18 protein-coding genes are annotated in these 15,520 nt (G+C 60.7%); 12 read left to right on the top strand and 6 right to left on the bottom strand.

Annotated elements, in window-relative coordinates:
• Positions 1-120 precede the first annotated feature (120 nt).
• Both AN189_RS11015 and AN189_RS11010 read left to right on the top strand, forming a co-directional pair.
• A complete protein-coding gene (locus AN189_RS11015; RefSeq protein WP_056035511.1) occupies positions 121-999 on the top strand; it encodes a LysR family transcriptional regulator in 879 nt (292 codons plus the stop codon).
• Positions 999-1,910: a DMT family transporter gene (locus tag AN189_RS11010; protein WP_056035508.1), complete on the top strand. Its 912-nt coding sequence runs from the start codon at positions 999-1,001 to the stop codon at positions 1,908-1,910. Before AN189_RS11015 ends, AN189_RS11010 begins: the two co-directional genes overlap by 1 nt.
• 167 nt (positions 1,911-2,077) lie before the next feature.
• On the opposite strand, the gene AN189_RS11005 is transcribed toward AN189_RS11010, so the two are convergent.
• A complete protein-coding gene (locus AN189_RS11005; RefSeq protein WP_056035506.1) occupies positions 2,078-2,419 on the bottom strand; it encodes a helix-turn-helix transcriptional regulator in 342 nt (113 codons plus the stop codon).
• Between the two features lie 207 nt (positions 2,420-2,626).
• On the opposite strand from AN189_RS11005, the gene AN189_RS11000 reads away from it, so the two are divergent.
• The 5 genes from AN189_RS11000 (at position 2,627) to AN189_RS10980 (ending at position 5,201) form a co-directional block, all read left to right on the top strand.
• A complete protein-coding gene (locus AN189_RS11000) occupies positions 2,627-2,980 on the top strand; it encodes an AtpZ/AtpI family protein (RefSeq protein ID WP_056035502.1) in 354 nt (117 codons plus the stop codon).
• Positions 2,952-3,737: a F0F1 ATP synthase subunit A gene (locus AN189_RS10995; RefSeq protein WP_056035499.1), complete on the top strand. Its 786-nt coding sequence runs from the start codon at positions 2,952-2,954 to the stop codon at positions 3,735-3,737. The genes AN189_RS11000 and AN189_RS10995 overlap by 29 nt, the downstream gene beginning before the upstream one ends.
• A gap of 63 nt (positions 3,738-3,800) precedes the next feature.
• Positions 3,801-4,037, top strand: coding sequence for a F0F1 ATP synthase subunit C (locus AN189_RS10990; RefSeq protein ID WP_056035496.1), 237 nt, complete (start codon positions 3,801-3,803; stop codon positions 4,035-4,037).
• Positions 4,038-4,118: 81 nt separating this feature from the next.
• Positions 4,119-4,640, top strand: coding sequence for a F0F1 ATP synthase subunit B' (locus tag AN189_RS10985; RefSeq protein WP_056035493.1), 522 nt, complete (start codon positions 4,119-4,121; stop codon positions 4,638-4,640).
• Positions 4,641-4,643: 3 nt separating this feature from the next.
• On the top strand, positions 4,644-5,201 hold the full coding sequence (locus tag AN189_RS10980) for a F0F1 ATP synthase subunit B (protein WP_056035490.1): 558 nt from the start codon (positions 4,644-4,646) through the stop codon (positions 5,199-5,201).
• Positions 5,202-5,323: 122 nt separating this feature from the next.
• Here the strand turns inward: AN189_RS10980 and AN189_RS10975 are convergent, their stop codons facing one another.
• The gene (locus tag AN189_RS10975; protein ID WP_056035487.1) at positions 5,324-5,977 is read right to left on the bottom strand and encodes an OmpA family protein; all 654 of its coding nucleotides are present in this window, start codon (positions 5,975-5,977) and stop codon (positions 5,324-5,326) included.
• Positions 5,978-6,082: 105 nt separating this feature from the next.
• A complete protein-coding gene (locus tag AN189_RS10970; RefSeq protein ID WP_056035484.1) occupies positions 6,083-6,925 on the bottom strand; it encodes a bifunctional helix-turn-helix domain-containing protein/methylated-DNA--[protein]-cysteine S-methyltransferase in 843 nt (280 codons plus the stop codon).
• An 86-nt stretch (positions 6,926-7,011) separates the two neighbouring features.
• Here AN189_RS10970 and nth point away from each other — a divergent pair, with 86 nt between their 5' ends.
• Positions 7,012-7,656, top strand: a complete 645-nt coding sequence (nth, locus tag AN189_RS10965) for an endonuclease III (RefSeq protein WP_056035481.1) — start codon at positions 7,012-7,014, stop codon at positions 7,654-7,656.
• Here the strand turns inward: nth and AN189_RS10960 are convergent.
• Together AN189_RS10960 and AN189_RS10955 are read right to left on the bottom strand one after the other, a co-directional pair.
• Positions 7,653-8,351, bottom strand: coding sequence for a hypothetical protein (locus AN189_RS10960; protein WP_056035478.1), 699 nt, complete (start codon positions 8,349-8,351; stop codon positions 7,653-7,655). The two genes, nth and AN189_RS10960, sit on opposite strands and share 4 nt — an antisense overlap.
• A 75-nt stretch (positions 8,352-8,426) precedes the next feature.
• Entirely contained in the window at positions 8,427-9,245 is an 819-nt protein-coding gene (locus AN189_RS10955; protein WP_056035475.1) for a sulfotransferase family protein, read from the bottom strand.
• A gap of 152 nt (positions 9,246-9,397) precedes the next feature.
• On the opposite strand from AN189_RS10955, the gene AN189_RS10950 reads away from it, so the two are divergent.
• Both AN189_RS10950 and AN189_RS10945 read left to right on the top strand, forming a co-directional pair.
• Positions 9,398-10,975, top strand: a complete 1,578-nt coding sequence (locus AN189_RS10950) for a DUF5928 domain-containing protein (RefSeq protein WP_056035472.1) — start codon at positions 9,398-9,400, stop codon at positions 10,973-10,975.
• An 8-nt stretch (positions 10,976-10,983) separates the two neighbouring features.
• Positions 10,984-11,346: an HIT domain-containing protein gene (locus tag AN189_RS10945; protein WP_056035469.1), complete on the top strand. Its 363-nt coding sequence runs from the start codon at positions 10,984-10,986 to the stop codon at positions 11,344-11,346.
• A gap of 58 nt (positions 11,347-11,404) precedes the next feature.
• On the opposite strand, the gene AN189_RS10940 is transcribed toward AN189_RS10945, so the two are convergent.
• Entirely contained in the window at positions 11,405-12,337 is a 933-nt protein-coding gene (locus tag AN189_RS10940; RefSeq protein WP_056035466.1) for an ABC transporter ATP-binding protein, read from the bottom strand.
• An 83-nt stretch (positions 12,338-12,420) separates the two neighbouring features.
• On the opposite strand from AN189_RS10940, the gene AN189_RS10935 reads away from it, so the two are divergent.
• Positions 12,421-12,600: a zinc-finger domain-containing protein gene (locus AN189_RS10935; protein ID WP_056035464.1), complete on the top strand. Its 180-nt coding sequence runs from the start codon at positions 12,421-12,423 to the stop codon at positions 12,598-12,600.
• Positions 12,600-15,404: a DNA polymerase I gene (gene polA, locus AN189_RS10930; protein ID WP_056035460.1), complete on the top strand. Its 2,805-nt coding sequence runs from the start codon at positions 12,600-12,602 to the stop codon at positions 15,402-15,404. Before AN189_RS10935 ends, polA begins: the two co-directional genes overlap by 1 nt.
• Positions 15,405-15,520: the final 116 nt, after the last annotated feature.

Here is a 15,520-nt window from a genome sequence, read left to right as displayed (position 1 = left end):
GTCCTACACTGGGGTGTTCCGCCGGCCACGGTCAAGCGATGCAGGTCATTGACGATTGCGCTATGGGGTAAAATAACCGACCTTGGCCCAGAACGGCCTGAACCAGAGAGAGCGCACGACATGGACAGCTGGGACGAAATCCGCACGGCCTTTCAGGTGGCGCGGGCGGGAACGGTCAGCGGGGCCGCCGAACAACTGGGCGTGCATCATGCGACGGTCATCCGACATATCGACTCTCTCGAGGGACGGCTGGGCGTAAAACTGTTCCAGCGGCACGCACGCGGCTACACGCCGACCGATGCCGGTGTGGATCTGCTGCGCGTGGCGCAAACGACGGACGAACAATTCACGCAGCTGGTTGGCCGCATCAAGGGGCAGGGCGATGGCGTCAGCGGCGAGCTGATCATCACCTCGATCGGCGAATTGTCGATCATCCTTGCCGGGGTCATTCACGAATTCAACACGGCCTACCCTGAAATCCGCAGCCAGATCCTGACCGATGAACGCATCTTTCGGCTGGAATACGGCGAGGCCCATGTCGCCGTGCGCGCAGGCACGCGACCGGCGGAACCTGACAACGTGGTCCAACCCCTGATGCAGCTCCAGCCCGTGTTGGTTGCATCAGAGGACTACATCGCCCGGATGGGTCCGGTCGAATCCGAAGCCGATCTGGCACGGCACGAATTCGTCACGCATATGGACGGGGTCAACCGCGCGCCCTTCTACCGCTGGCTGTCTGAACGTGTGCCCGACGAAAGGCGGCGCATCCAGACGACGGACGCCCGTGTGCTGCGCGAGGCCATTCTGGCCGGGGCGGGTATCGGTTTCATGTCGCGACTGGACCTGCTGAGATATCCCACTCTGGTCCCTGTCGTCGAAAGCCCGGATGAATGGTCCGTGGATGTCTGGATCGTCACCCATGTCGATCTGCACCGCAGCAAGAAGGTGCAGACCTTTGTCGCCTTTCTCAAGGAATGGGTTAAAAAGGCCGAACTGTGATGTTCAAACCCCGGTCCGCCGACAGGGCGGGTCATCTGGCGATGTTGACCTTTTCGGCGCTGGTTGCGGGCAGCTTTGCGCTGGGCAGCCGTGCTGCAAACGAAATCGACCCCGTGGTGATGACCGCCGCCCGGTTCTGGCTGGCGGCTGTGTTGCTGGCCGTGGCCGCCGTGGCGACAGGGCAGGTGAACCGCAGGGCATTTCAGGCGCCATGGCGCTATTTCGCGTTGGCGGCGCTGATGGGCATCTATTTCGCCACAATGTTCGAAGGGCTGAAAACCGCGCCGCCGGTCAGCACCTCGGCGGTCTTTACCCTGACACCGATCATGGCGGCTGGTTTCGGCTGGCTGTTGTTGCGGCAACGCCTGACGGCGCGCATGGCACTGGCGCTGGCCATCGGCGGGATCGGGGCGCTGTGGGTCATCTTTCGCGCTGATCTGGCCGCGCTGCGTGCGCTGGATGTGGGGCGCGGCGAGGCGATATTCTTTGTCGGATGTATCGCGCATGCCTTCTACACGCCCTGCGTGGCGCTGCTGAAACGGGGTGAGGGCACGCTGGTATTTGCCTGTGGCACCTTGCTGGCCGGGGCGCTGCTGCTGACGGTCTATGCCTGGGACGCGATTGTGGCGACGCCGTGGACCAGTCTGCCGGGGATCGTCTGGATCACGCTGACCTATGTGGCCATCGCTGCATCGGCGGCCACCTTTGCGCTGTTGCAGTTCGCCGCGACCCGCCTGCCAAGCGCCAAGGTCATGGCCTACACCTATCTGACGCCAAGCTGGGTCATCTGCTGGCAGTTGGCGCTGGGGGCCGTGCCGCCGCGACCGTTGATTCTGGTCGGGATCGCGCTGACCATTCTGGCACTGTTTTTGCTGCTGCGTGATGACGGCCCGCAAAAACCCGAGGGCTGATTGGAACAAAATGTCGCACCGCGGCGTTCGCTCACGAATAGTTCAAGAAGGATAAAAAATGCGTAATATCATCTATCTCGTGGGTCTCGTGGTCATCGTCGTCGCAATCGTGCAGTTCGTTCTGTAAATTTGACGACAGGTTAGCCGGTAAACAGCCGCCGCCCGGATCACGGGTTGGCGGCTTTTTCCTGTTCCAATTGCCCCAGCAAAAAACCCTCAAAGGCATCCAGGTCCAGCGGACCCAACATGCCAAAGGCCTGCATCCAGACCGCTGCCGCATGCAGCGCATCGGGTTCGAGTTTGCACCATTTGACCCGGCCGCGCTTTTCCTGTGACACCAGACCCGCTGCCGTCAGTACGCTCAGGTGCTTTGACACCGCAGCAAGAGACATCTCGAATGGCTCTGCCACGTCCGTGACGGCCATGTCATCCTCCAGCAACATGGACAGGATCGCCCGCCGGGTCGGGTCGGCAAGTGCTGCAAAGGTGGTGTCCAGATTTCCGCTCATGCAAATCCGATACGCCCATGCCCGCGTTATCGTCAACCGAATGGTTGAATGACGAACGGGCGCACGATGCATGGCTTTTGGGCGAGTTTCAGTATATCCGCATTGAGTAAAATGATACAAATCAATGGCTTGGCGTGGATTTTGCCTCGCTTGACTCCTTTTCATTCGCGCCATAGACCCTGACGGGAACGAACGGGATAGATCCACGTGACACCGAACCCGGACCAGCCAGATCCGTCCGAGCGTCTGAAGGCGCTGGAACAGAAACTGGCGGCCCGCAAGGTGACGCAACCGGTGAAGTCCCATAGCGAAAGCCATCATGGTCAGGCGCAGCTTGCTTGGCGGATGGTGATTGAACTTGTGGCCGGTCTCGGGATCGGTTTCGGCATCGGATACAGTCTGGACCTTTTTTTTGGGACCATGCCGATTTTTCTGGTGCTGTTCATTTTCTTTGGCTTCGCAGCCGGTGTGAACACCATGATGCGGTCGGCAAAGGAAATGCAGGCGAAACAACAGGCGGACCAATCCGCCGATGACGAGGGTGAAACACGTGGCGACTGAAACTGCTTACGACGGTGCCGAAGAAACTGGCGGTCTGGTTTTTCACCCGCTGGACCAGTTCATTGTCAAACCGCTGTTCGGTGACGGTCCCGTGCATTGGTACACGCCCACGAACGTGACCCTGTGGCTTGCCATTGCAGTGCTGTGCATCGCTGCGCTGTTCATCTGGGGCACGCGCAACCGGTCCACGATCCCTGGCCGTGGTCAGTCTGTCGCGGAGCTGATGTACGGCTTCACCCACAAGATGGTCGAGGATATCACCGGCAAGGAGGGGCTGAAGTATTTCCCCTACATCATGACGCTGTTCATGTTCATCCTGTTTGCCAACTACCTCGGCCTGATCCCGATGTCGTTCTCGACGACCAGCCATATCGCGGCGACCGCGGTGCTGGGTTTCGGCGTGTTTTTCGCAGTTACCATCCTTGGTTTCGTGCTGAACGGACCGTCGTTCCTGAAACTGTTCTGGATGTCAGAGGCGCCGCTGTTCCTGCGTCCCATCATCGCCGTGATCGAAATCATCTCTTATTTCGTGCGTCCGGTCAGCCACTCTGTCCGTCTGGCAGGTAACATCACCGCCGGTCACGCCGTGATCAAGGTGTTCGCAGCATTCGCCGCACTTGCCGCTGTCAGCCCGCTGTCGGTTCTGGCCATCACGGCGATCTACGGTCTGGAAATCCTCGTCTGCGGCATTCAGGCCTACGTCTTTACAATTCTGACCTGTGTCTACCTCAAGGATGCGCTGCATCCGGCCCACTAACGGGCAGGTCCACGGGTAAGTCTACGAACCATCAACGCAATTCCATCGTAAGGAGAAAAGATTATGGAAGGCGATATCGCAAACATGGGCCAATTCCTGGGTGCTGGCTTGGCTGGCGTCGGTACAGGTCTGGCTGCTCTGGGTGTTGGCAACGTGGCAGGTAACTACCTGGCCGGCGCACTGCGCAACCCCTCCGCCGCTGCGTCGCAGACCGCGACACTCTTCATCGGCCTGGCATTCGCAGAAGCTCTCGGGATCTTTTCGTTCCTGATCGCACTTCTGCTGATGTTCGCAGTCTAAGACGACCGCAAATCATCCTTACGGCTGGCCGGGGCGCATTCGCGGCCCGGCCGGTAGAACCTAAGGTATCCGGGGGCCCTGATGGCAACTGAAACAGTCGCAACCGAAGTGAACGCTGGCATGCCCCAGCTGAACTTTGAAACATTCCCCAACCAGATTTTCTGGCTGTTGGTCGCGCTTGTCGTGATCTATCTGATGCTGTCGCGCGTGGCCCTGCCGCGCATTTCGGCCATTCTGGCTGAACGCTCCGGCACCATCTCGAACGATCTGGCCGCAGCCGAGGACCTGAAAAATCAGGCCGCCGCCGCAGAACAATCCTATGAAAAGGCGCTTGCCGACGCACGCAGCGAAAGCAACCGTATCGCGGAAGAAGCCCGTGCCGAGGCCCAGAAGGACCTGGATGCTGCACTGGCCGAAGCCGACGCCAAGATTTCCGCCCAGACCGCCGAGGCCGAAGCCGCCATCGCCGAGATCCGGGCGAACGCCACACAAAACGTGGGTGAGGTCGCGCGCGACGTGGCGCAGGCATTGGTGTCCACCATGGGCGTGGACGTCAACGCGGATGCCATCAACGAGGCCGTCACCGCGCGGATGAAAGGTTAAGTCATGCGTCATTTCCTGATCGCCGTTCTCGCCCTGTCCGCAACACCTGCACTCGCTGCGGGCGATGTGTTCTTTTCGCTGGCGAATACAGATTTCGTCGTGACGCTCGGCTTCTTGCTGTTCATCGCGATCCTGTTGTACTTCAAGGTGCCCGGCAAGGTGTCCGAAATGCTCGACAGCCGCGCTGTCAGCATCCAGTCCGACCTCGACGAGGCCCGCGCCCTGCGTGAAGAGGCGCAGACCCTGCTTGCATCATATGAGCGCAAGCAAAAAGAAGTTCAGGAACAGGCGGACCGGATCGTTGCAAACGCACGCCAAGAGGCCGAACGATCTGCCGAAGCGGCAAAGGCCGAGATCGCGTCCAACATCGAACGCCGTCTGGCCGGTGCCGAAGATCAGCTCGCCGCCGCCCGTGCTGCCGCGATCCGCGATGTGCGCGATCAAGCGATCATGGTCGCGGTTGCAGCGTCCAAGGACGTGATCGCCAAGAACCTGGATGCCAAGCGCACCAATGCGCTGATCGACGAAAGCATCGAAACCGTCAAAGCCAAGATGCACTGACGCAATCGACATCGCAGAATGAAAAAACCCGGCGCTATGCGCCGGGTTTTTTTGTGTCTTGGTCGCAGTCTTGCCCGGTGACCGCCAACCGAAACGGTTGGCGGTTTTCCGGCAGTCGCCGCTTAGTTCGGGGTGATGACGATTTCGACCCGGCGGTTCTGCTGACGGCCCTCGGGCGAATTGTTCGTGGCTACCGGCTGGTCCTCGCCACGGCCGATCGAACGGATGCGCGAGGGTGCAACACCTGCGTTGATCAGCACGCTGCTGACGGCCTGGGCGCGGCGCTGCGACAGGTCAAAGTTGAATGCAGCCTCGCCGACGTTGTCGGTGTGACCGATCACGTTGACGGTCGAGTTCGGGTAGGACTGCAGGTTACGGGCCAGCGCTGTCAGGTCACCCTGTGCCGCGCCGGAAACGGCGGTCGAGTTGGTTGCGAACAGGATGTCCTGCGGCAGGGTCACGGTCAGGTTGTTGCCGTTGTTGACGATGCCGACGTTGTTGCCCAGTTCGCGGCGCAGTTCTTCTTCCTGGCGGTCCAGCAGCGTGCCGATGCCAGCGCCGGCTGCCGCGCCAAGTGCAGCACCTGCGAGGGCATTCTGACGCCGCTCGGTTGCGTCATCCCCTGACAGCAGGCCTGCAACGACACCGGCACCCGCGCCGATCATTGCGGCATTGCGGGCGTTCTGGTTGTCGTTCGGGCCGCCTGTGCCAGCGCAGCCAGCGGCCAGCAACAAGGCTGCGGACGCGGCGGTCATGTTCAAACGTGAAAAAGTCATAGCGTGTTTCCTTCATGCGAATCCCCGACGTTCGGGCATTCAAGATACCTCGCTATATGGCGCAACCGCCGCCGCTATCAAATAGCGGGGGCAGAATTGCGCATTTCAGGCGGATATCGCGTCAGCGCGTGCACCCTCAACGGCCAGCAGGGCGCGTTTGACCGGCAGACCCCAGTGATAGCCGCCCAGGGCCCCCGATTTGCGCAGCGCCCGGTGGCAGGGAATCAGCAGGCTGACCGGATTGCGGCCCACCGCCGTGCCGACGGCCCGCACAGCCTTGGAGTGGCCAATGCTGCTGGCGATTTCGGAATAGGTCGTGACATGCCCCGAGGGGATCCGCAGCAACGCCTCCCAGACCTTGATCTGAAACGGTGCGCCGATCATGTGCAGACGCGCGTCCCCGCGTGTGGTCAGCGCAGCGGTTGTCCATGCCGCGATGGTGTCTGCGTCCTCGACGTAATGGGCCGTGGGCCAGCGCGAGGTCAGGTCATCCATGGCGGCATCACGGCCACTTTCCGCGGCAAAGGCCAGACCGCACAATCCCCGGTCCGTCGCCATCGACAGGACTGGGCCGAACGCACTGTCGAACCACCCCCAGCGGATCGTCAGCCCGGCACCACCGCGGGCGAAATCGCCGGGGGTCATCGCCTCCCAGCGCACGAACAGGTCGTGCAGGCGGCTGGTGCCTGACAGGCCGACCTCTGCCGCTGTTTCCAGCGTGGTGAACCTGTCGCGCAGCAGATGCCGCGCGTGATCCAGCGTCAGGTATTGGTGATACCGCTTGGGCGACACCCCGACCCATGCGGAAAACAGGCGTTGGAAATGGGCGGGGCTCATGTCCAGCGCATGGGCGATATCGGCCAGCGATGCCGCCGCGCCCTGCCGTGCGTCGATCTCTGTGATCGCGCGGGCCATGACGTGATAATGATAGCTCTGTGTCTGTTCCATGATCCCAATCTACGGCGCTGCAACATGTCGCGCGACCCGGAACTTGCGCAACTTGCACAGTCCCCGCCGCCGGGGCATCAAGGGCCATGGCAAAGCAACTCGACTACAACACGATCCGCGAGATTTTTCGCCGGTTTCACGCAGTGGACCCCGAACCCAAGGGCGAGCTGGACCACACCAATGCCTATACGCTGGTGGTGGCCGTGGCGCTGTCGGCACAGGCAACCGACAAGGGCGTGAACAAGGCGACCCGCGATCTGTTCGCCATCGCAGATACACCGCAAAAGATGCTGGATCTGGGGCTGGACGGCGTGACGGAACACATCAAGACCATCGGTCTGTTCCGGCAAAAGGCCAAGAATGTCATCAAGCTGAGCCAGATCCTCGTCGATGAATATGGCGGAGAGGTGCCCAATTCACGCGCTGCCCTGCAATCACTTCCGGGTGTGGGGCGCAAAACCGCGAATGTCGTGTTGAACATGTGGTGGAGCTATCCCGCCCAGGCCGTCGACACGCATATCTTTCGCATCGGAAACCGCACGGGGATCGCACCGGGCAAGGATGTGGATACCGTCGAACGCCGGATCGAGGATCACATTCCCGCCGATTACCAGCTGCATGCGCATCACTGGATGATCCTGCACGGACGCTACGTCTGTGTGGCGCGCAAACCCAAATGCGCGGCCTGCATCATTCGCGATCTGTGTCTGTTCGAGGACAAGACGCTCTAGCTGACGGCACCTAGCCACAGCGCGTCCAGCGCGTCGATCTGCGCGGGGTCGAACCGGTCTTCTTCTTTCCAGTATTTGCCGCTGGGCACCACGTAGTCCAGCCGCGCCTCCATCGCATCGGCCTGTGCGGCCAGACCCGCATCGAACGGGGCCGGGGTGGTGGGCAAAACGTCTGGTGTGGCGCGGGGAAATGTCAGCACGCTGTCTGCGCCCGTCACCGTGACACAGGTACAACCCTGCCGCGCCGCATGCACATGCAGCCGGGCCGATTTTGCGGGCAACGACCGCAGGGTCACGTCCGGCCGCAACGGATCGGCGGTGCCGGTCCCATAGAAATGCGTGGCCCCGCTGGCCGGATAGACCATGTTGCAACCGGCGAATGCCATCAGGCTGGGACGCAAGGCCCCCAGCGCCCAATACCCGGCGGTGAACGCCATCGTCCCGCCAGCATAAACGAAACCGCCGTAGGTGTTCTGGACCGGGACATAATCGTCAGCCTGCACGATCCGCTGGTGGTCGTGCATATCGCGCGGACGCCGGTCCACGGGGAAATCGGTGGGATAGATATGAATGTCCCAATCATCCCGCACACGCCATGCGTTGTTGATCGCCACGATCAGATCAAAGGGCGCGCGCGTCCAGTCTGCCGCTTCGGCCACATCGGGGCCGGACCCCAGGATCAACACACGGGTCATAGCGGGCGGTCCTGTCTTCTTCTGGTCAAAAATATCCTGGGGGGTGCCGCTTGCGGCACGGGGGCAAGGCCCCCTCTAGTCGCCCAACTTGGCGTGGACCTCACGCAAATCAATGTCACCCACAGGCATCTTGTTGTCGGGATTGTCGAAATCGTAGCGGAACAGCTGGAAATCCTTTTTGTAGATTTCCCACATCAGATGCATCGACAGATCGTCAAAGTAGTCGGACACCTTGTGCAGCCGCTTGGGGCCGTGACCTTCGCTTTCGTTGAAACGCGGGATCGCGGCCAGATCGACGGGGTGGCGTGTCTCGATCCTGGACAGTACTTCGCCCATGCCGTCGTTGAACTGTTCGGTCCAGAAAATCTGGTCGTAGGTTCCGCCGTTGTGGATAAAGGTGCTGATATGGCCGGACATGGCGGACCAATGAATGTCCGGTTCCATGGGGCGCCGCCAGCGGATGGTGTCCCGCGCGAACAGCAGGAACCGGCGGAACGATTTGATCTGGTCGAATTCGAACCCGGTCTCGGGGTCGCCAACCTCGATTCCGTATTTCTGGATCAGCAGCGGCACCAGGTTGCCGCGATAGCGTTTGCCGTTGCGCTGGATGCCGCAGATCTTGTCGAAAAACGATGACAGGATCCGGGTGTAGGGGTTGCGCACGCAGGTAAAGGCATAGGACCGGTGCGATTTGACATTGTCCGTGATTAGCGGCTGGCTGTCGTCCATCGCCCATTTGTGCAAACCGGCCTGCGCGTCGTGGATGTCGCCGTCAAAAAACGTCCCGTGATCCGAATAGAACATGATCTGCCCGATGGTCGAGCAGGCGCATTTGGGCACCACGCGGTAGACCATGCTTTCGCTTTCGGTCATCCATGTTCCGGGAAACCCCATGGGTCGCTACCTCGTCGGTTTAAGTCTGTGACTGTATATGGTCCAATAATGTCTTATTGGAGGTGTCATGACAAAGAAACCCTGTCTTATGGCCGAGTGTTGTTGATATGAGGACACCTTACAACAGTCGTAAACGGGACATGCTCTGACCGATGGCCACCATTGCCTTTATCCTGCTCTGTCACAAGGACCCGGACGCCATCATCCAGCAGGCGCGGCAATTGACGGCCGTGGGCGATTGCATCGCTATTCATTTCGACGCCCGTGCCCCGCGCAAGAGTTACGACCGGATCCGCGCGGCGCTTGCGGGGAATCCCAACGTGACATTCGCCAAGCGGCGACTGAAGTGCGGCTGGGGAGAGTGGAGCCTGGTTGACGCGACCCTCTCCGCGGTCGAGGCGGCGGTCGAGGCCTTTCCGCGTGCGACACATTTCTACATGGTGTCAGGGGATTGCCTTGCGATCAAATCGGCGGCCTATGCCCACGCCTTTCTGGATCGCAACGACCGCGACTATATCGAAAGCTTTGATTTCTTTGACAGCGACTGGATCAAGACGGGTTTCAAGCAAGAACGGCTGATCTATCGGCATTGGTTCAATGAACGCACCCAGAAACGGCGGTTCTACTGGAGTTTCTGGACACAGCGTCGTCTGGGCCTGACGCGAAAGGTGCCTGACGATCTGCAAATCATGATCGGCAGCCAATGGTGGTGCCTGCGCCGTCAGACCATCGAGATGATTCTGGATTTCGCACGGCAGCGGCGCGACGTGATGCGGTTCTTTCGGACCACCTGGATTCCGGACGAGACGTTTTTTCAGACACTCGTGCGGCATCTGGTGCCGGGCAAGGAAATCGAGGCGCGCACGCTGACATTCCTGATGTTCACCGACTACGGGATGCCGGTGACATTCTACAACGATCACTTTGATCTGCTGCTCAATCAGGACGCGCTGTTCGCCCGCAAGATCAGTCCCGAGGCGACCGACCTGAAGGCCCGGTTGGGGCGGCTATATGCGTCGGACAGGTCCGATTTCCAGATATCGAACGAAGGACGCAACCTGTTTCGATTCCTGACGGGGCGCGGACGGATCGGCCGCCGGTTCGCAGACCGTTTCTGGGAAACAGAGAGCACGCTGGGCCGCGAACGCGAATTGCTGATCATCGCCTGCAAGAAATGGCATGTCGCCAAACGCCTGCTGGCCGCGATAGAGCACCACACCAACATTCCCGCCGTGGCCTATCTGTTCAACGAGGAAGATACCGTGATGCCTGATCTGGGCGGCATTCAGGCCAGCCTGGGAAAACGCACCCGTCATCGGCGGGCGCTCATGCGGATGCTGTTCGACTATTACGAAAGCGACCGGATGATCATCTGCCTGGACACATCCAACATCGACCTGATGCAGGATTTCTTTTCCGACCGATCCACAACCCGTCTGCTGGAAATTCAGTGCGAATTCACCGAGGACTACCTGATCGGCCATGCCAAGCGGGTGGGCCTTGCGGGGGATCAGACCCCGCTTGATGCGATCAACCAGATCCTGCCCACGATCAAGCAGGATGTGACATTCGAAAGCGACCGGATCCGGGACGCCAATTTCAGTCATCTCTACCGGATCAGGGAACGGGCGACACCGATCGAGAATGCCCCGGCGCTTGCCAGTTTTCTGAGTGTGTCGGATGAAGTGGCCAAGACGCTGGCTGAAACGCCCTACCTATTCGTTGATTGAGGACAGACATGGAATTCACCTACGACGACCAGAATATCTTTGCCCGCATCCTGCGCGGTGAAATCCCCAACAAGACCGTGTTCGAGAATGATCACGCCCTGGCATTCCATGATATCGAGCCACAGGCCCCGGTGCATGTGCTGGTGATCCCCAAGGGGGCCTATGTGTCGCTGGATCATTTCGCGGGTGCGGCCACGCCAGAGGAACAGGCGGGTTTCATGCAGGCCGTGGCAGAGGTCTGCCGGATCACGGGCGTCGATGACGGGTTCCGTGCCATCGCCAACACCCGCGCGCATGGTGTGCAGGATGTGCCGCATTTCCACCTGCACATCATTGGCGGCAAACATCTGGGGCGCATGCTGCCCAAGTGACGGTCGGCGGCGCTGTTTGACGGGCTGCGCCCGCAAAGGCGCCCCGCCCACCGTCCCGTCAGCGGCTGGACGTCAGCGACAGAAACACGTCCTCGAGGTCGGGCTGTTCGGACGTCACATCGCGGATCGTGACGCCAGCATTGCGCACCGTGTCGATGATTTGCCCTGCGGGGATCTTGCTGGATTGATAGGTGAATGCCAGCGTGCCGTTCGCACGCTTTTCCCCCGTCACACCATCCGGCAGTGCGGGCAGGTCCGGGTGGTCCGCGTCCGGCGTGATCACCAGCGTTTTCTGGTCCAGCGTGCCCAGCAGGTTCGCGGTGGTGTCGCGCACGATCATCTCACCGTGGTTGATGATGGCGATTTCGTCGCACATCGCCTCGGCTTCTTCGAGGTAATGGGTCGTCAGGATGATCGTCATGCCCTGTTCGTTCAGCTGCCGCACATTCTGCCACAACAGGTTGCGCAGCTCGATATCGACGCCGGCGGTGGGTTCGTCCAGCACAAGGATCTGCGGCGAATGCACCAGCGCCTTGCCCAGCAAGAGCCTCCGCCGCATCCCGCCTGACAGCGACCGGGCATAGGCGTCGGCCTTGTCGGACAGGCCGATCAGATCCAGGATTTCATCCGTGCGGCGCTGCGATCTGGGCACCCCGTATAGGCCCGCTTGCACATCCAGCGACCCGCGCGGTGTGAAAAAAGGGTCAAGGTTGGGTTCCTGCGGCATGATCCCGATCGACGCCCGCGACTGGCGCGCGTTCACGTCCTGATCGAATCCCCAGATTTTCACCGTGCCTTCGGTTTTCAGCACCAACCCGGCCAGAATGTTGATCAATGTGGATTTGCCGGCACCGTTCGGACCCAGCAGGCCAAAGATTGATCCGCGCGGAATGGTAAGGTCGATACCTTTCAGCGCGTCCTTCGCCGCACTGCGCCCTGTGGCGGCATAGGTTTTCCGCAGACCGGAAATTTCGATGGCATTGTCTGACATGGGTCTTTCACCCTTTGCTGGGCTGGGATAGGTTCGGGGCGATATAAGGCGGGCAGGGCCCGCGACAACGCACAGGCCAGTCCATGACACGTCCCGCACCGGAAACCAAGATCGTCGACCAATGGCGCATTGCATGCGATGGCAGCGGCCCGGGCCTGGGGCATCCGCGGGTCTGGCTGGCCATTCCGCATGACAAGGGCTGGGTCGAGTGCAGCTATTGTGATGCGCGGTTCATCCACGAAGAGTTCAAGGACAAGGTCTGATGGCCTTTGGCAAAGGCTGCCACCTGCATCTGATCGACGGCTCTGCCTTCATCTTTCGCGCCTATCATGCACTGCCGCCGCTGACGCGCGCCTCTGACGGGTTGCCCGTCGGTGCGGTGTCCGGTTTTGTGAACATGCTGCAACGCTACATCGAGGGGAACACCGGCCCGGATGCCGCGACCCATGTGGCGGTGATTTTCGACAAGGGCAGCCATACGTTCCGCAATGACATGTACGACCAGTACAAGGCGAACCGCGACGCCATGCCAGAGGATCTGCGCCCGCAGATTCCGCTGACCCGTGATGCCACTCGCGCGTTCAACATTGCCTGCGAGGAAATCGAAGGCTTCGAGGCTGACGACATCATCGCGACCCTGGCACATCAGGCCCGTGATGCGGGCGGGCGCGTCACGATCCTGTCGTCGGACAAGGACCTGATGCAGCTGGTCGGCGACGGCGTCGAAATGCTCGACCCGATGAAGAACAAACGCATCGACAGCGATGGCGTGGTGGAAAAATTCGGTGTCGGTCCGAACCGCGTTGTCGATGTACAGGCGTTGGCGGGCGATTCGGTCGACAACGTGCCGGGTGCCCCGGGCATCGGCATCAAGACCGCCGCATTGCTGATCAATGAATACGGCGATCTGGAAAGCCTGCTGGACCGCGCCGAAGAGATCAAGCAACCCAAGCGTCGCCAGACGCTGATCGACCACCGCGCGCAGATCGAGCTGTCAAAACGCCTTGTGCAGCTTGATTGCGACATGGACCTGCCGTTCACGCTGGACGATCTGGAAATCCGTGATCCTGATCCCGACACCCTGCTGGGGTTCCTCGCACAGATGGAATTCCGCACGGTCACGAAACGCATCGCCGCGTCATTGGGACAAGAGGCCCCCGCGATCGAGGTCGAGGCACCAAAGGATGTGGCGCAGCCCGACGATCAGCCGTTTGACGCGGAGGCCTATGAGTGTGTGCGCGACATGGACGCGCTACAGGTCTGGATCGACCGGATTTATGAACACGGTCATGTCGCCGTTGACACCGAAACCACGGGCCTGAATGAAATGCGCGCCGACCTCGTGGGCATCAGCCTGTGCGTGACCCCCGGTCAGGCCTGCTATATTCCACTGGCGCACAAGGCTGCGACGCAGGACGATCTGTTCGGGTCCGACGCGCGGGCCGAAGGTCAGATGGACATGGATGCCTGTCTGGCCGCCCTGAAACCGATGCTCGAGGATGATAGCATCCTCAAGATCGGTCAGAACATGAAATACGATGCCAAGGTCTTTGCCCTGATGGGGATCGACGTGGCCCCGATCGACGACACGATGCTGCTGTCCTATGCCATGCACGCGGGCCTGCACAATCACGGGATGGACGTGCTGTCCGAACGGTATCTGGGGCATATCCCCATCCCGATCAAACCACTGCTGGGTAGTGGCAAATCCGCAATCACTTTTGACCGCGTGGGCATCGACGAGGCGGTGAAATACGCGGCAGAGGATGCGGACATCACCCTGCGCCTGTGGCAGCACCTGAAACCGCAGCTGCATGTGAACAAGGTCACCACGGTCTATGAAACGCTGGAACGCCCGCTGGTGCCGGTGTTGGCGCAGATGGAAATGACAGGCGTCAAGGTCGACCGCGATACGCTGTCGCGCATGTCCAACGCGTTCAGCCAGAAAATGGCGGGGCTGGAGGACGAGATCCAGTCTCTTGCGGGGCGCAAGTTCAATGTCGGTTCACCCAAACAATTGGGCGAGGTGATGTTCGACGAGATGGGCCTGTCGCTGCCCGACGGGAAAACCCCGGCCAAGGGCAAGACCGGGGCCTATTCCACCGGGGCCGACGTGCTGGAGGATCTGGCGACGCTGCATGATCTGCCGCGCCTGATCCTGGACTGGCGGCAACTGTCGAAACTGAAATCGACCTATACCGACGCGCTACAGGACCACATCCACCCCGATACGGGCCGGGTGCATACGTCCTATTCCATCGCAGGTGCGAACACCGGGCGTCTGGCATCCACCGATCCCAACCTGCAAAACATCCCGATCCGGTCCGAAGAAGGCCGCCGCATCCGCGAGGCCTTTATCGCAGAGGACGGCAAGGTGCTGGTCAGCCTCGACTATTCCCAGATCGAGCTGCGAATCCTCGCCCATGTTGCCGGTATCGAAGAGCTGAAACAGGCGTTCCGCGACGGTGTGGACATTCACGCGCTGACCGCGTCGGAGATGTTCAACGTGCCATTGGACGAAATGACCCCGGACGTGCGCCGGCAGGCCAAGGCGATCAACTTTGGCGTCATCTACGGCATCAGCGGCTTTGGTCTGGCGCGGAACCTGCGCATCCCGCGGGCCGAGGCGCAGGGGTTCATCGACCGTTACTTTGAACGGTTCCCGGGCATCCGCGCCTACATGGACGACACGGTCGCATTCGCCAAGGAACATGGCTACGTCCAGACGCTGTTCGGTCGCCGGATCAACACGCCCGAAATCAACGCAAAGGGGCCGCAGGCGGGATTTGCGAAACGTGCGGCGATCAACGCCCCGATCCAGGGCACCGCCGCAGACGTGATCCGCCGCGCGATGATCCGCATGCCGGACGCCATCGCGGGCCAACCCGCCAAGATGCTGTTGCAGGTTCATGACGAATTGCTGTTCGAAGTGGACGACGGCGCGCAGGACGATCTGATTGCGACGGCCCGCGCGGTGATGGAAAATGCATCCGACCCTGCGGTCAAGCTGGACGTGACCCTCGCGGTAGAGGCCGGGACAGGTGCCAATTGGGCGGCGGCGCATTAGCCTGTTTGTGCTGCCGAACCCCGCGATGCCAGTGAATTGACCTGACTTTGGTTCATCTGCTTTAAACTTTGGAACATCTTTTATATCGACCCCGTTGTTTTCGTAAGAATAATTGA

The sequence above is a fragment of the Loktanella sp. 3ANDIMAR09 genome (genome assembly GCF_001420005.1).
Classification (GTDB): Bacteria; Pseudomonadota; Alphaproteobacteria; order Rhodobacterales; family Rhodobacteraceae; genus Loktanella.
The sequence above is the reverse complement of the archived record's forward strand: the minus strand, read 5'-3'. Positions and strand labels throughout refer to the sequence as shown.

Bases quoted from the DNA above. Each gene is read 5' to 3' on its own strand.
- AN189_RS11015 (WP_056035511.1), top strand. From the start codon at position 121: ATGGACAGCTGGGACGAAATCCGCACGGCCTTTCAGGTGGCGCGGGCG.
- AN189_RS11010 (WP_056035508.1), top strand. From the start codon at position 999: ATGTTCAAACCCCGGTCCGCCGACAGGGCGGGTCATCTGGCGATGTTG.
- AN189_RS11005 (WP_056035506.1), bottom strand. From the start codon at position 2,419: ATGAGCGGAAATCTGGACACCACCTTTGCAGCACTTGCCGACCCGACC.
- AN189_RS10995 (WP_056035499.1), top strand. From the start codon at position 2,952: ATGACGAGGGTGAAACACGTGGCGACTGAAACTGCTTACGACGGTGCC.
- AN189_RS10990 (WP_056035496.1), top strand. From the start codon at position 3,801: ATGGAAGGCGATATCGCAAACATGGGCCAATTCCTGGGTGCTGGCTTG.
- AN189_RS10985 (WP_056035493.1), top strand. From the start codon at position 4,119: ATGGCAACTGAAACAGTCGCAACCGAAGTGAACGCTGGCATGCCCCAG.
- AN189_RS10980 (WP_056035490.1), top strand. From the start codon at position 4,644: ATGCGTCATTTCCTGATCGCCGTTCTCGCCCTGTCCGCAACACCTGCA.
- AN189_RS10975 (WP_056035487.1), bottom strand. From the start codon at position 5,977: ATGACTTTTTCACGTTTGAACATGACCGCCGCGTCCGCAGCCTTGTTG.
- AN189_RS10970 (WP_056035484.1), bottom strand. From the start codon at position 6,925: ATGGAACAGACACAGAGCTATCATTATCACGTCATGGCCCGCGCGATC.
- nth (WP_056035481.1), top strand. From the start codon at position 7,012: ATGGCAAAGCAACTCGACTACAACACGATCCGCGAGATTTTTCGCCGG.
- AN189_RS10960 (WP_056035478.1), bottom strand. From the start codon at position 8,351: ATGACCCGTGTGTTGATCCTGGGGTCCGGCCCCGATGTGGCCGAAGCG.
- AN189_RS10955 (WP_056035475.1), bottom strand. From the start codon at position 9,245: ATGGGGTTTCCCGGAACATGGATGACCGAAAGCGAAAGCATGGTCTAC.
- AN189_RS10950 (WP_056035472.1), top strand. From the start codon at position 9,398: ATGGCCACCATTGCCTTTATCCTGCTCTGTCACAAGGACCCGGACGCC.
- AN189_RS10945 (WP_056035469.1), top strand. From the start codon at position 10,984: ATGGAATTCACCTACGACGACCAGAATATCTTTGCCCGCATCCTGCGC.
- AN189_RS10940 (WP_056035466.1), bottom strand. From the start codon at position 12,337: ATGTCAGACAATGCCATCGAAATTTCCGGTCTGCGGAAAACCTATGCC.
- AN189_RS10935 (WP_056035464.1), top strand. From the start codon at position 12,421: ATGACACGTCCCGCACCGGAAACCAAGATCGTCGACCAATGGCGCATT.
- polA (WP_056035460.1), top strand. From the start codon at position 12,600: ATGGCCTTTGGCAAAGGCTGCCACCTGCATCTGATCGACGGCTCTGCC.